Source organism: Phocaeicola coprophilus DSM 18228 = JCM 13818 (genome assembly GCF_000157915.1).
In the GTDB taxonomy this organism is placed as follows: Bacteria; Bacteroidota; Bacteroidia; order Bacteroidales; family Bacteroidaceae; genus Phocaeicola; species Phocaeicola coprophilus.
Genome location: NZ_EQ973631.1, coordinates 176,173 through 191,726, shown reverse-complemented (window position 1 = coordinate 191,726; position 15,554 = coordinate 176,173). Strand labels below are relative to the sequence as shown.

Genomic DNA, 15,554 nt, shown 5'->3' with positions numbered 1-15,554 from the left:
AAATCGGGACAGAACACTCTGTCCCGATCCTATATTTGTTTCTCTGATTTCTTAGAACAAATAAGCAGCAGATACCTGCCAGGAGTTCTTTCTCAAATTAGGAGCAGAAATATATTCGCCCACTTCATCCGGAACCAGTTCTGCCAGTTTGCTTGCACCGATGTTGTAGTTTACTCCAATCTGCAGGTGGCTCAGCAGTTTCACACCGACACCGACATTCACACTGACAGCACAAGTCTTTGTATCCATCAGCTTATCAAAGCCATTGTCAATGTTAAAGCCAAACTGAGGACCGGCTGCCAGGTATACACCCAAGGCGCTTCCCAGACCAACAGACCATTTCAAGTTAACGGGAACTTCAATTGATTTCAGTTTTTCAGTATCTTCACTTCCCTTTATTTTCAATCCAGACTGAGAATACAAGGCAGCAGCGTCAATACCCAATCCTACGACAGGCAATGTAAATTCAGCCATCGGACCGATAAAGAATCCCGTAGCATTATCTCCTTTGAACAGATCACTAGAGAACTGAACTTTCGACACATCCAATCCACCTTTCAAGCCAAAATGAAATTGAGCCTGAGCTGGCATGGCCATAAACAAGCATACAGCCACCAACAATGTAGACAAAATCTTCTTCATAATCTAATTAATTAAATGTTTACAATGACAAAAATAAATATTAAAACGAAATAAACGAAAAGATTGTTCAAAAAAGACCACTTTTGCCTGATAATTCAAGTAATTGTCCGGACAAAGAGACCACAACGAACGCTCATTCCGCCGGAATCGAAAGGACAATTCATCTGAATTATGCGGACGATCAGACAGTATCGTCCTGATGAAACTTTTGTTTCATGCTGGTGGAACTTTTGTTTCGACCTAGTGGAACTTTTAGTTTCTCCGCAGAATACAACTATAAGGAACGGAGAAAGGCAGAAAAACTACGGGTCACCTGTGTCACATTAACTGCAGAAATCCAACGGTTCTCCCTTATGTTTTCCCCATCTTACCATAGGAAAACGGCCTTTCTTTGCTTAGAACAACGGTTCTGCCGGCTTTTCAATAAAGCTGACATTCCCCTCACCAAAACAGCTGGCACAAGACCATAAAAAAAGCAGTTACGGAATCCGTAACTGCTTGATCTGCTTTGTGGACCAGCCTGGGCTTGAACCAGGGACCTCCAGATTATGAGTCTGTTGCTCTAACCAACTGAGCTACAAGTCCAAAGAACATTTTTATTAAAACTGATGCAAAAGTAATGGTTTCGGTTGAAACTTGCAACTATTGAGCAGAAAAAATTAATAAAAAAATCAAATCAATCCGGATATATAAATATATATTGTAAATTTGCGGAACTGAATACTTTAATAAATCGACTTATGTCACAAAATGTAAATGAACCTCATCTGACGGGACTTACCGACCAGGAAGTTCTTACCAGCCGTCAACAACACGGAGAGAATCTGCTGACTCCTCCCAAACGTCCGTCTATTTGGAAACTTTACCTGGAAAAATTTCAGGATCCTGTAATCCGAGTTCTATTAGTAGCCGCCGTATTCTCCCTGATTATATCCATTATTGAAAATGAATATGCCGAAACCATCGGTATTTTCTTTGCCATTTTTCTGGCTACCGGAATCGGATTCTATTTTGAATATGATGCCAACAAAAAATTTGATCTACTGAATGCCGTTGGCGAGGAAACTCCTGTTACGGTCATCCGAAACGGAAAAATCCGGGAGATTCCGCGCAAGGATATCGTAGTCGGAGATATTGTCGTATTAAACACGGGAGAAGAAATTCCAGCTGACGGTACATTGCTGGAAGCAGTCTCTTTGCAGGTCAACGAATCAAGTCTGACCGGTGAGCTGATGGTCAACAAAACAACAGACGAAGCTCACTTCGACGACGAAGCTACTTATCCGTCGAATACCGTTATGCGAGGTACAACTGTTACGGACGGACACGGAATCATGAAAGTGGAGCGTGTCGGAGATGCAACAGAAATCGGTAAGGTGGCACGTCAGGCAACAGAACAGAACCAGGAGCAGACCCCGCTGAACATTCAGCTGACCAAACTGGCCAACCTGATCGGAAAAGCCGGATTTACGATTGCTGCCCTGACCTTTATTATCTTTACCAGCAAAGATTTGTATCACTACCTTTCTCTCAATGAAGTCAATGACTGGCATCAATGGATGGAGATCGCACGTATCGTTCTGAAGTACTTCATGATGGCTGTTACCCTGATTGTCGTAGCAGTTCCGGAAGGATTGCCGATGAGTGTTACCCTGAGTCTGGCCCTGAACATGCGCCGTATGCTCAAGACCAACAACCTGGTGCGCAAGATGCATGCCTGCGAAACCATGGGAGCCATCACTGTAATCTGTACAGATAAGACAGGAACACTGACTCAGAATCTGATGCAGGTCTACGAAGCCAAGCTGGATGAAAGCCAGCCTAACCTGATTGCTGAAGGCATTGCAACCAACTCAACTGCTTTTCTGGAAGAAAAAGGAGAAAACGAAAAACCGAGCGGAGTAGGAAATCCGACAGAAATCGCCCTGCTTCTCTGGCTGAATGCACAGGGAAAGAATTACATGCCTCTGCGCGAACAGGCTAAGATTGTCAATCAGCTGACTTTCTCTACTGAACGGAAATACATGGCTACTCTAGTGGATTCACCCATCCAGGGGAAACGGGTACTTTATATTAAAGGTGCTCCGGAAATCGTCATGAGCAAATGTCAGTTAAGCAGTCAGGAAGTAACCTCTTTCAACGAACAGCTGCTTGCTTACCAGAACAAAGCGATGCGTACTCTGGGATTGGCTTACAAGTATATCCCGGAAGGAGCATCCGAAGATTGCTCTGAACTGGTCAATGAAGGCGGTCTGACATTCCTGGGCATTTTTGCCATCAGCGACCCGATCCGGCCGGATGTTCCGGATGCTGTCAAGAAATGCCAGTCTGCCGGCATCAGCGTAAAAATTGTAACGGGAGATACTCCGGGTACAGCCACGGAAATTGCCCGTCAGATCGGTTTGTGGAAGCCGGAAGATACGGAACGTAACCGGATCACCGGTGTGGAATTTGCTGCACTGAGCGATGAAGAGGCACTTGAACGTGTACTTGACCTGAAAGTTATGAGCCGTGCCCGCCCGATGGACAAGCAGAGACTGGTTCAGCTGCTCCAGCAGAAAGGGGCCGTAGTTGCCGTAACCGGTGACGGAACAAACGATGCTCCGGCTCTGAACCATGCCCAGGTAGGTTTGTCTATGGGTACAGGTACTTCCGTAGCCAAAGAAGCCAGCGATATTACCCTGCTTGATGATTCCTTCCACAGCATTGCAACGGCTGTCATGTGGGGACGTTCGCTCTACAAGAATATCCAGCGCTTTATCGTCTTCCAGCTGACCATTAATGTCGTAGCATTGCTTAGTGTATTGCTGGGAGCTTTCTTTGGAACTGAACTGCCATTGACCGTAACTCAGATGCTTTGGGTAAATCTGATTATGGATACCTTCGCTGCCATGGCACTGGCTTCCATTGCACCAAGTATGGACGTAATGAACGAAAAGCCGCGCAAGCGTACAGACTTCATCATCAGTCCGGCCATGCGAAACAATATATTTGGTGTGGGACTGGGATTCCTGGTCATCCTCATGGGCCTGCTGGTTTATTTCAAGAATCTGCCCGGAGGTATGGATACCCGTCATCTGACCATCTTCTTCACGATCTTCGTCATGCTGCAATTCTGGAACCTGTTTAATGCAAGTGTATTCGGAACCAACCATTCTTTCTTCAAGGATGCAAGCCATGCCATGGGTATGCTGGGAGTAGCCGCCATTATCCTGGTAGGCCAGCTTTTGATCGTATCATTCGGCGGTAAGGTGTTCCGTACGGTTCCTTTATCCGTAGAAGACTGGATCTACATCATCGCCGGTACGTCCGTCGTATTGTGGCTGGGTGAAATTATACGCGGTGTAAAACGATTAACCAAAAAATAATGAAACAGAACATTCGTCATATTATATTCGATCTGGGAGGAGTCCTGTTGAATCTGGACGTAGAAGGTTGTACCCGGGCTTTTGAAAAGGCCGGACTAAAAGGCATCCGTTCAGTACTTACCGGAACCAACGAAGGAGGTATTTTCAGCGAGTATGAACGGGGAGAAATCGGTACTCCGGAATTCAGAGACGGTATCCGTCAGCTGGCCAGTCAGTCTCTGACAGACGATGAAATAGACCGGATGTGGGTCAATGAACTTTTAGATATTCCGCAGGAGAAACTGGATTTACTGGTTTCTCTGCGGAGCAAATATGATATTTATCTGCTCAGCAACACCAATGAACTTCACTGGCAGCATGTTGTCGAGAGCCTGCTTCCCCAACAAAATTACCGGGTCGAGGATTTGTTTAAGGAAACATTTCTTTCCTTCAGAATGAAACTGGCCAAGCCAGATCCGGAAATATTCCGGGAGGTACTCCGCCAGGCCGGACTTAAACCGGAGGAAACTTTATTCATTGATGATTCTGCCGTAAACTGCCAGGCTGCACAGTCTGTCGGCATTCAAACAGAACATTACAAACCCGGCAATGACTTAAGTCTGCTGTTCAACTGAGAAAATGGAGATACTGACAGAGAATCCATCACTGGTCTTACCGCCAAGCATTGCCACCATCGGATGCTTTGACGGTGTACACCGCGGCCATCGCTACCTGATCCAACAGGTATGTGAGGCTGCCGTGAAGCGGGGATTACATACAACCCTGATTACGTTCCCCATACATCCCCGACAAGTTATGCAGGCAGACTATCAGCCACAACTGCTTTCCTGCCTCCCCCAAAAAACGGCTTTACTGAAACAGCTTCAGGCTGACTACTGCCTGATGTTGCCTTTTACACATGAACTCTCCCGTCTCTCGGCCAAGGAATTCATGAACATGCTGCATGAACAATTCAACATTCAGGCCTTGCTTATCGGATATGACCATCGGTTCGGCCACAACCGGAGCGAAGGATTTCAAGACTACTGCCGCTATGGGAAAGAACTTGGAATGGAGATTATTCAGGCACAGGCACTCATAGAAAATGGAGTATCTATCAGTTCCTCCACCATCCGCAAACTGCTGAAAGAGGGAAATGTAAAAGATGCCAATCACTTCCTGGGTTATTCCTACTATCTGGACGGCAAAGTTGTCAACGGATACAAAGTCGGACGGACACTGGGATTTCCGACTGCCAATTTAAGACCGTCATGTCCGGACAAACTGATTCCGGAAGAAGGAGTATATGCGGTCCATGTATATCTGAAAGAACAGCGCTTTGCCGGAATGCTGAATATCGGTCACCGCCCGACTCTCAATAATGGCAGTGATCTGAGCATTGAAGTTCATATTCTGGATTTCAATGCAGACATCTATGACCAGTCCATGCGGATTGAATTTGTGCAGCGTATCCGTACCGAACAGAAATTTACCGGCCTCAACGAACTGATCGAACAACTCCAGCAGGATCGGAAAGAAGTCAGAAAGTTATTGCTGGAGTGATATGTCATATATCTCACGCAAATCTGCAAAAGCAAGTTAAATATATCGTTTTTCGATAATTTTCAATAGAGATTATTTGCACAATAATAAATTAGCCCTACCTTTGCGTTATCGAAAAACGATATATTTTTATTGAAAAGCGAAGTGTAACAGTTATTGCAGCCACAAACAAACCGTAAAACACGACAAAACTTTTACTGAAGCTAAAAATATAGATCTCATGAAACGTACCATTAAACTTATCATCTACTTCATTGCCTATCAGCTGGCGTTCAGCAGCTTTCCGGCTATTGCATACATGCTGCGTACTCATAGTTTCGAAATGCCTTTGGCAACCGATGAAACATACATATTCCAGACCTTGCTCTGCAGCCTGCTGGCCTCTCTGGCAGTAATCATTCACTTAATTGCAGGCAGATACGTCTCACTGAACCGGCAAAACTTCAGCCCGCTTTCCGTATCACTGCTGATCACCTGCGTCCTGTTCGTTACAGGAATGGGGATGTGGAGCAATTATCTGAACGAACTGCTGGGCGTTTCCATGTCTCCCCAGTTGCAACAGGCTTTTGAGATGCTGATGCAACATCCGCTCGGAATCATTTCCACCGTTATTATGGCTCCTGTTGTAGAAGAACTGTTGTTCCGAGGTGCCATCGAAGGGCATCTGCTCAGAATCTGGAAGAAACCGGCCTATGCCATCATCGTATCTTCTTTGCTGTTTGGACTGGTACACGGCAATCTTGTCCAGGCTCCTTTTGCTTTTCTCCTCGGACTCGCACTCGGATGGATCTACTATCATACGGGAAGTCTGCTCCCCAGTATCCTGATGCACTTTATCAACAACCTGACAGCTACCCTGACCTATCATCTTTCCGGAGATCCCGACACGACTTTAACCGAAACCTTCGGGGCTACAGGAGCGCTCTGTATAGCTTTGGGAGGCATCGTACTGACAATTCTCTGCGTCTGGATCATCCGCAGCAGACTGATCACCCAACCTGCAGCCTGGGTTTCTACGACTCCAACCTCTGACAACACAATCTAAAAATCTTTCTTATGAAACATATCAAATTATTGGGCATCCTTACCATTCTGATTATCATCACAGAGTTCGTCCTTTCCATACCTTCGGGCATGGAGAGTTTTCAGGAAGGCATGGAAGCCGGAATGCAAGAAGCCACAGCCTGCAAGAATAACGCCCAGACACCCCTGCCACATCCGATAAAGGTTACTGTGCAGGTCAGTCCCGTAAACGCACCGCTGCAGACAGTAACACTGAACTGCGGACAGAACCGGACCACGCAGGCTGTATATGCAACGGACAGTATTACCTGTAACATCAGTGAACCAGCTTCGCATGCCATACTGACTATCATCAGTATCATTACTTTATTCCCTGTCCTCTACGGAGTATACAGCCTGATCCGTCTGCTTATCTGCGTTTCACGAAAAGAAGTTTTCTCCCGAAGAAACTGCTGGTGGCTTCGTTGGTTCACTTACAGTACAGCACTCTTTTCCCTGCTCATTACTCTTTCTGAATGGATATTGGAAAGAGCAGCCCTCCAACAAATACAGCTGCCCGGGTATGAAATTACCGGAATCGACAAAACTTATGTCGAATGGTCCAGCCTTTTTGTCATGATGCTCCTGACTGAGATTTTCGCTGCCGGCGTAAAACTGCAGGAAGAACAAGATTTAACCATTTAGCCACAAAGCCTATGCCTATTATCGTAAATTTAGATGTCATGATGGCAAAGCGGAAGATCTCGCTGGGCGAACTGGCCGAACGAATAGATCTGACCCCCGCAAACCTTTCCATACTGAAAACAGGAAAGGCCAAAGCCATCCGCTTTTCCACCCTGGAAGCAATTTGCAGGGAATTAGAATGTCAGCCGGGAGATCTGCTGGAATACCGTCCTGATTCTTCATTGTAATCAAAGAAAAAAGATACAAAATGTCACATTCATAACTGATTATCCATTTATTGTCCGTATCTTTGCAACGAATTAGATAGTAAAACTGAATGAAGACATTTGAAGAATTAGGCGTTTCCCCGGAAATACGGAAAGCGATCGAAGAAATGGGATATGAGAATCCCATGCCTGTACAAGAAGAAGTAATACCGTATCTGTTGGGAAATGGCAATGATGTTGTGGCTCTGGCACAAACCGGAACCGGAAAAACAGCCGCATTTGGTCTGCCGCTGATACAAAAAATTGATGTAAGCCGTCGTGTTCCACAAGCTTTGATCCTCTGCCCTACCAGAGAATTGTGTCTGCAAATCGCAGGCGATCTGACTGATTATTCCAAATACATTACCGACCTGAAGATTTTGCCTGTCTATGGTGGTTCATCCATTGAAAGCCAGATTAAAAGTCTGAAAGCCGGAGTACATATCATCGTAGCAACTCCCGGACGTCTCATCGACCTCATGGAACGGAAAGTGGCCCGTCTGGACACTGTAGCCGACGTCGTTATGGATGAAGCCGACGAAATGTTGAACATGGGATTCACAGACAGCATCAACGCTATTCTGGAAAAGGTTCCTGAAGAACGGAACACCCTGATGTTCTCAGCAACCATGAGCCCTGAAATAGCCCGGATTGCAAAGACTTATCTCCACGACGCCAAGGAGATTACAATCGGTACCAAAAACGAAGGAAGCAAAAATGTTCACCACATTGCCTACACCGTTCATGCCAAAGACAAATATCTGGCATTGAAACGTGTGGTTGACTTCTATCCACAGATCTATGGTATCATCTTCTGCCGTACCCGAAAAGAAACGCAGGAAATAGCTGACAAACTGATCCAGGATGGCTACAACGCCGATTCTCTTCACGGAGAATTAAGTCAGGCACAACGGGATCTGGTCATGCAGAAATTCCGCCAATGTCATTTACAATTATTGGTAGCGACTGATGTAGCAGCCCGCGGTCTTGATGTAAATGACTTGACTCATGTCATCAACTACGGACTGCCGGATGATACGGAAAGCTATACTCACCGTAGCGGACGTACCGGAAGAGCCGGTAAAACCGGTGTATCCATCGCCATCATCAACCTGAGAGAAAAAGGTAAAATGCGCGAGATCGAACGGATCATCAAAAAGAAATTTGATCTCGGTACCCTGCCAACCGGTAAGGAAATCTGCGAACAGCAATTGATCAAGTTGATCGACGATATAGAAAAAGTCAAAGTAGACGAAGAAGAAATCGAAACATTCTTGCCCGGAATTTACCGCAAACTGGAATGGCTCAGCAAGGAAGACCTGATTAAACGCGTGGTTTCCATGGAGTTCAACCGCTTCCTTGACTATTATAAAAATGCTGCAGAAATTGAGCAACCGAAAGGTAACGAAAAAAGAGAAAGCCAAAAGGAACGGAAGGATCATGGAAGTGATCGCGAAAAGATCAGCCGTAAAGCCGAGAAAGGTTATACACGTCTGTTCCTTAATTTGGGTAAAACGGATGGTTTCTATGCCAATCAGATTATTGAGCTGATCAACCGGAACCTGAAAAAGGAACGTATCGAAATCGGACGAATTGATCTGATGCAAAACTTCTCTTTCTTTGAAATTGCGGAAGCACAGGCTCCCATGGTCATCAAGGCCTTGAACAAGACAACAGCCAATGGCCGCAGAGTAATCGTTGAAGTTGCCGGAGAAAACAACGGCAAAAGTGACAAGAGCGGAAAGAAGCAGAAGAATGCTACCGCCAAACCGGCTGAAAAGAAAGGCAAAAAAGGAAGTAAGGCAGACAAAGGCACAGCCGGAACCAGACCCAGTCGGGAAGAACGTGGCTACACATCTCCACGGGGACCAAAGAAAAAAGACGACTGGAAACAGTTCTTCGTTCACGATGATCGTCCATTGAAAGGAGAAGAACCGGACTTCATGGCTGAGCAATGGGCCAAACCGATGAAACGGAAAAAGTAACCGTTTAAACGGTATTTACACCTTATATAATAAATAGCGGCGTACCTTCCAGAAGAGATACGCCGCTATCTGTTTATGGATAAAATATTCAATCCAACAAGATCAATTGCAGCTTTTCAGTTCCGATACGGGCCTTCAGCCATTGCTCCATTTTATTTTTTTCTGTATGGGAGGGCTTTTTGCCACAACCGACAATGGCAAAAGTCAGCGTATCTGTACGGGCACTGTCCACATTCAACTGAAGACTTTTTGATAAAGAAATGGTCCTGACCTCAGGAAACAAGACTTTCATTTCCTGCCCCATCCGGGCATCTACCTGACCAGAACCGCTGAAAGCAGCCAATACACTATGCAAAGAATCCAGTTCTTCTCGCTGTGCCAGTAGCCGGCTCTCTGTATTCTTATAGAAATCTTCCATCACCAGCGTCCGAATATTGCTGATATCCATCGTTCCATTTTGATTCATACCCTGAAAGACGACGAGTTTCGTATCATGCAGTTTATAACGATCCATCTTCGAACGTACCAGAGCCAACTGATCTTCCGGTATTTCCTTACCTAACAGAACGACCTTTATTTCTCGTTTCTCAAAAGAAATTTCACGGCTCAAGACCTGTGTTTCCGGAAATTGAAGTTCTGTGGAAATAAAACTATTCGCCGCACTTTGATAAAAGGTTTCCTTCACAATCCCATACGTCAGATACACAGCCGGACACATGGTGAGTACGGCAATGGCAACAATATACCGTTTTACAAGCTTCTCGCGTGCTTTGTCCACAAACTGCTTCCGCTGGAATCTCATCACACGTACTCCGATAAACGTAGCCAGACTGATGAATACAGAATTGATGAAATATAAATAAAAAGCTCCGAGGAAATACAGCCAGTTACCCGTTGCCAGTCCAAAGCCGGCCGTACAAAGCGGCGGCATCAAGGCGGTAGCAATGGCTACTCCGGGGATCACATTTCCTTTTTCCTTCGTCGACAAAGCTACAATACCTGCCAGACCACCCACCAGCGCAATAAAAACATCGTAAATGGTCGGCGAAGTACGGGCCAGCAATTCTGACTGAACTTCATCGAGCGGAGTAAACAGAAAATAAAGCGTCGCGGTCATCACACTGAACAACGTAGCGACCAGAAAACTTTTCAGTGAACGCTTCATCAGTTCAAAATCATTCAACCCCACAGACAGGCCCACCCCCATAATCGGCCCCATCAGCGGAGAAATCAGCATGGCACCGATAATCACGGCCGTAGAATTGACGTTCAGTCCCAGAGACGCTATGAATATCGCGAATATCAGAATCCACAGATTCGCTCCCTTAAATTCCACTCCGTTACGGATCGATTCTACGGTTTCCCGCTCTTCCGCCTCGGTGCGGTTTAACTCCAGATAATTCTTAAAGAAAGTACGGATCAGATACTTTCTGTGATTGCCTACTTCCATAGTATTATTGATTGATTATTTAATAAAACGATTGATCACCGGAATACTCTTCAAGGGCAGATCCTTTTTCACGATATAAGCGACAAAGACCAGCAGCAATACCGTACGGAAGGCCAGACGGGCTATAACATTCGAAACAGTTACTTCCTGTCCGACAACAAACAGTGCAGCAGCCAGAACCAGATAAACAGCCATATCCTTCAAAGGATATTTCACCGGATACTTCTTTTGACCGATAAAATAAGACAAAAGTGTTATCAAACCATATCCGGCTACCGAAGCCCACGCGGAAGCTACATATCCGTATGTCGGGACCAGCCAGATATTCAAAGCCAGGATCACTCCACAACCGATCAGAGAAAAGTAAGCTCCCCATTGTGTCTCATCCGTCAGCTTATACCAGAAGGAAAGATTGAAATAGATACCTTTAAAAATCTCAGCTCCCATCACAATGGCCACTACGCTCAGTCCTTCCCAGTAATCGGAAGCTACCATATAGCGCAACAAGTCCATATAAAACATCACAGCCAGAAATGCAAGCATGGAAAAAATAAAGAAATACTTCATCGCTGCCGCATACGTACCACGGTCATCACTGTTCCGGCTCTTGCCGAACACAAAAGGTTCATAGGCGTAACGGAAAGCCTGTGTAAACATTGCCATCACCATTGCTACCTTACTCGTTGCACTATAAATACCCAGCTGCACCAGTCCTTCCTGGCGGTCCTCAAACAGGAAAGGATAAATCATCTTGTCTACAGTCTGGTTCAGAATACCGACCAGTCCGAATATCAGGATGGGAAACGAATAGTTAACCATACGCTTCAGCAACGCCTTATCCGGTCTCCACACCAGTCCTCTCAGTTCAGGAATAAAGAAGAACATCTGCACGGATGTCATTATCAGATTAGCTACAAAGATATACCCTACCAGATATTCAGGATCATAAAACCATGAAACCAGTGAATGGGCATGTACGTCCAGCCAGGGACAAAGCAAAAGGAAGAACAGATTCAGCAGAATCAGCCCTACGATATTGAACAATTTGATTGCAGCAAACTTAATGGGACGTTTCTGATAACGCAGATAAGCAAACGGAATACATTGGAACGAATCAAGTGCCACTACCAGTACCATCATGGCAATATAGTCCGGATGATCCGGATAACCCAACAGAGACGAGATTGGATCCAGAAACAGGAAACACAACACCACGAAAATCAGGGAAAGTCCGCCAACAAAGATCAAAGAGTTAGCATACACCTTTTTCGGATCTTCCGTTGTCTTATTGGCAAAACGGAAAAAACCGGTTTCCATACCAAAGGTCAGGAAAACCAGAATCAATGCCGTATAAGCATATACATTCGATACGATTCCATATTTACCGGATGATGCCGCCAGTACTTCCGTATAAAGCGGAGTCAAAAGATAGTTCAGGAAACGTCCCACAATACTGCTCAATCCGTAGATGGCAGTGTCCTTAGCCAAAGATTTCAGTCCAGCCATATTTCAAAATCCAACTTCGAACAGGCCGGATATGCATTTCCGGCCCGCCACAAGCCCGGCACCGCCATGTGCCCGGCTTAATCAAACAATGTTTTATTACTACTATAAAGGCTTCTTCCCAAATGTTTATAAGCCAGTTCCGTCACCTCTCTTCCCCGAGGTGTACGCTTCAGGAATCCTTCCTTGATCAAGAAAGGTTCATATACTTCTTCCAGTGTTCCCGGATCTTCCCCCAATGCCGTAGCAATGGTAGTCAGTCCCACAGGCCCGCCTTTGAACTTGTCTATAATGGTACAGAGCAGCTTGTTATCAATCTGATCCAAGCCATACCGGTCTATATTCAGTGCTTCCAGTGCATAACGGGCAATCTCCACATCAATCCGGCCGCTTCCCTTCACCTGTGCAAAGTCACGTACCCGCCGTAACAAGGCATTCGCAATACGGGGCGTTCCACGGCTGCGTGAAGCAATTTCTCCGGCTGCATCTACATCGCAGGGTACACCTAAAATACCAGCCGAACGCAGAATAATTCGCGAAAGTATCGTATCATCGTAATATTCCAGATGGAGATTAATACCAAAACGAGCACGGAGCGGAGCTGTCAGCAACCCGCTTCGGGTGGTTGCTCCTACCAGTGTAAACGGATTCAAATCCAGCTGAATGCTTCGGGCTGAAGGTCCTTTATCAATCATGATGTCGATACGGTAGTCTTCCATTGCCGAATAAAGATACTCTTCCACCACAGGACTTAACCGGTGAATTTCATCAATAAACAGTACATCGTTCGGTTCCAGACTGGTCAGCACACCTGCCAAATCTCCCGGCTTGTCGAGTACCGGACCGGAAGTGACCTTAAATCCTACTCCCAGTTCATTGGCAATGATGTTACTCAAGGTTGTTTTTCCCAGTCCGGGAGGGCCGTGCAACAGCACGTGATCCAAAGCTTCGGCACGCAAACGGGCTGCCTTGACAAAGATGCGCAAGTTGTCTACAACCTTGTCCTGCCCGCTGAAGTCCTCAAACTGCAACGGACGAAGCGCATTCTCAAAGTCCCGTTCCTTACCGGTCGGTTTATAGTCACGTATATCAAATTGTTCTTCCATGATTCTTTCGATAATTACGCAAAAGTACGAAAAAAAAGTTACCTTTGTCCAGATGTAGTAACTAACTTTTTTGATTATGGAGCCATATACGACAACCCACCTTGTGTTTTTCTCCCCCACTCATACTTCTGCGAAGATAGCTCGTGCCGTCGGCGAAGGCATCGGTATGGGACGGCGGATAGAAACCGACCTCACCCTGGATGAGGGAACTTCCCCCATTCTGATCAATGATGCTCTGACTGTCATAGCAGTTCCGGTTTACGGAGGACGAGTAGCTCCCATTGCCTTACAACGATTGAAACGTCTGAAAGGACATAATGCACCGGTCATTCTGTTGACCATCTACGGGAACCGCGACTACGAAGATGCCCTGGTTGAACTGCGTGACACAGCTGTTGAACTGGGATTTACCCCACTGTCGGCCGGAGCATTCATCGGAGAACACAGTTACAGCCGTCCGAATATGCCGGTAGCAGCCGGACGTCCTGATGCCGACGATTTGCAGAAAGCAGAACAGTTCGGACGTAAGAGTCTGAAAAAACTGCAGGAAAGTACATTCCCTCTGCCGTCATTCTTTATCAAAGGGAATATTCCCTACAAACCTCTTCCTGCAGGCAACAATGCCACACCTGTATGCAATGACCTCTGCTATGCCTGCGGAAACTGCATCGAAGTCTGCCCTACCCACGCCATTTACCTGAGCGCAGACGGAAGTCAGATTGAGACCATTGCCGAACGCTGCATCCGTTGCTGTGCCTGCGTCAAGGAATGTCCCACCGGCGCACGTATCTTCGATTCACCCTTCACGGCCATTCTGCACGAAAAATTCAGTGCACGCCGGGAACCGGAAACTTTTTTATAAACAGATCATGACAATCCACAAAGACAAAAGAGTATTGGTAGGCATGAGTGGCGGAATAGACAGTTCTGCCGTATGCATCATGCTGCAGGAACAAGGATATGAAGTAGTCGGAGTCACCATGCGCACCTGGGACGTGCCGTCCCATTTCAGCACACCCGGCCAGGAACAGCCGGACGAAGTGCTCGAAGCCCAGGCTCTTGCTGCCCGACTGGGAATTGAGCACCACGTCGCCGACGTACGCGAAGAGTTCCGCCAGGTAATTGTGAAATACTTCATCGACGAATACATGAGAGGACGGACCCCCAACCCTTGCGTGATGTGTAACCCACTGTTCAAGGAACGTATCCTCTGCGAATGGGCCGATCGTACGGACTGCGCCTGGATTGCCACAGGCCACTACTGCCAGCTTGAAGACCGTAATGGCTACCGTTATATTCTGACCGGTGACGATCCCACCAAAGACCAGTCATATTTCCTCTGGAAGTTGCCGCAGGAAATTCTGCGCCGTATGATCTTCCCCTTAGGCGGAATGACCAAACAAGAGGTACGGGCTTACCTGGCAGAGAAAGGATTTGAGGCCAAAGCCCGCGGAGGTGAAAGTATGGAGATCTGCTTTATCGACAAAGATTACCGCGACTTTCTCCGGGAGCATTGTCCGGACATTGACGAACGCATCGGCCCGGGATGGTTTGTTGACAGCAAGGGACTCAAACTGGGACAGCACAAAGGATTCGCCTATTACACCATCGGACAACGGCGGGGACTGGACATTGCACTGGGCAAACCTGCTTACGTACTCAAGATCAATCCGGCCAAGAATACAGTAATGCTGGGTGACGCAGAACAGCTGAATGCCGAGTATATGCTCGTAGAGGATGTCAACGTAGCCAATCTGGAAGAATTGCTCACCTGCCCCAGTCTGTCTGTTCGCATCCGTTACCGCAGCCGGGCCATTCCCTGTCGTGTCATTACGCTTGACGACAATCGTCTGCTGGTGAAGTTCGAAGGACCGGCTTCAGCCATCACCCCCGGCCAGTCAGCAGTTTTCTATGACGGCAATCGCGTACTGGGCGGAGGCTTTATTGCTTTCCAGCAGGCAATCCGCAAAATAGCGGCAGAGAATCAGGAACGTTTCAGCAAATAA

At 46.5% G+C, this 15,554-nt stretch carries 13 protein-coding genes and 1 tRNA gene; 9 read left to right on the top strand and 5 right to left on the bottom strand.

The genetic code is table 11. The features are described 5' to 3' along the window. Positions 1-51 precede the first annotated feature (51 nt). A complete protein-coding gene (locus BACCOPRO_RS01220) occupies positions 52-642 on the bottom strand; it encodes a porin family protein (RefSeq protein WP_008140144.1) in 591 nt (196 codons plus the stop codon). Between the two features lie 511 nt (positions 643-1,153). Further along, positions 1,154-1,227: transfer RNA gene (locus BACCOPRO_RS01215), tRNA-Ile, on the bottom strand. 104 nt (positions 1,228-1,331) lie between these two features. Between BACCOPRO_RS01215 and BACCOPRO_RS01210 the strand changes: the two genes are divergently transcribed. The 7 genes from BACCOPRO_RS01210 to BACCOPRO_RS01180 all read left to right on the top strand — a co-directional run bounded on the left by BACCOPRO_RS01210 (position 1,332) and on the right by BACCOPRO_RS01180 (position 9,489). Next, positions 1,332-4,010, top strand: a complete 2,679-nt coding sequence (locus BACCOPRO_RS01210; RefSeq protein ID WP_081446904.1) for a calcium-translocating P-type ATPase, PMCA-type — start codon at positions 1,332-1,334, stop codon at positions 4,008-4,010. Beyond that, complete coding sequence (locus BACCOPRO_RS01205) at positions 4,010-4,624, top strand: HAD family hydrolase (RefSeq protein WP_008140135.1); 615 nt, start codon at positions 4,010-4,012, stop codon at positions 4,622-4,624. Before BACCOPRO_RS01210 ends, BACCOPRO_RS01205 begins: the two co-directional genes overlap by 1 nt. 4 nt (positions 4,625-4,628) lie before the next feature. Next, positions 4,629-5,552, top strand: a complete 924-nt coding sequence (locus tag BACCOPRO_RS01200; protein WP_008140133.1) for a bifunctional riboflavin kinase/FAD synthetase — start codon at positions 4,629-4,631, stop codon at positions 5,550-5,552. A 220-nt stretch (positions 5,553-5,772) separates the two neighbouring features. After that, on the top strand, positions 5,773-6,597 hold the full coding sequence (locus BACCOPRO_RS01195; protein WP_008140131.1) for a CPBP family intramembrane glutamic endopeptidase: 825 nt from the start codon (positions 5,773-5,775) through the stop codon (positions 6,595-6,597). An 11-nt stretch (positions 6,598-6,608) separates the two neighbouring features. Continuing rightward, a complete protein-coding gene (locus BACCOPRO_RS17080) occupies positions 6,609-7,259 on the top strand; it encodes a DUF2975 domain-containing protein (RefSeq protein ID WP_008140130.1) in 651 nt (216 codons plus the stop codon). A gap of 11 nt (positions 7,260-7,270) precedes the next feature. Continuing rightward, positions 7,271-7,486: a helix-turn-helix domain-containing protein gene (locus BACCOPRO_RS01185; RefSeq protein ID WP_008140129.1), complete on the top strand. Its 216-nt coding sequence runs from the start codon at positions 7,271-7,273 to the stop codon at positions 7,484-7,486. 89 nt (positions 7,487-7,575) lie between these two features. Further along, positions 7,576-9,489, top strand: coding sequence for a DEAD/DEAH box helicase (locus BACCOPRO_RS01180; RefSeq protein WP_008140128.1), 1,914 nt, complete (start codon positions 7,576-7,578; stop codon positions 9,487-9,489). 88 nt (positions 9,490-9,577) lie between these two features. Here BACCOPRO_RS01180 and BACCOPRO_RS01175 read toward each other — a convergent pair whose 3' ends face one another. The 3 genes from BACCOPRO_RS01175 to ruvB form a co-directional block, all read right to left on the bottom strand. Beyond that, complete coding sequence (locus BACCOPRO_RS01175; RefSeq protein ID WP_008140127.1) at positions 9,578-10,939, bottom strand: TIGR00341 family protein; 1,362 nt, start codon at positions 10,937-10,939, stop codon at positions 9,578-9,580. A 15-nt stretch (positions 10,940-10,954) separates the two neighbouring features. Further along, positions 10,955-12,445 carry an oligosaccharide flippase family protein gene (locus BACCOPRO_RS01170; protein WP_008140126.1) on the bottom strand — a complete coding sequence of 497 codons (1,491 nt, stop codon included), beginning with the start codon at positions 12,443-12,445 and terminating at the stop codon, positions 10,955-10,957. Between the two features lie 77 nt (positions 12,446-12,522). Beyond that, on the bottom strand, positions 12,523-13,548 hold the full coding sequence (gene ruvB / locus BACCOPRO_RS01165; protein WP_008140125.1) for a Holliday junction branch migration DNA helicase RuvB: 1,026 nt from the start codon (positions 13,546-13,548) through the stop codon (positions 12,523-12,525). Positions 13,549-13,624: 76 nt separating this feature from the next. Here ruvB and BACCOPRO_RS01160 point away from each other — a divergent pair, with 76 nt between their 5' ends. Both BACCOPRO_RS01160 and mnmA read left to right on the top strand, forming a co-directional pair. Then, entirely contained in the window at positions 13,625-14,410 is a 786-nt protein-coding gene (locus BACCOPRO_RS01160) for a 4Fe-4S binding protein (RefSeq protein WP_008140124.1), read from the top strand. Positions 14,411-14,417: 7 nt separating this feature from the next. Further along, positions 14,418-15,554, top strand: a complete 1,137-nt coding sequence (mnmA, locus tag BACCOPRO_RS01155) for a tRNA 2-thiouridine(34) synthase MnmA (RefSeq protein WP_008140121.1) — start codon at positions 14,418-14,420, stop codon at positions 15,552-15,554.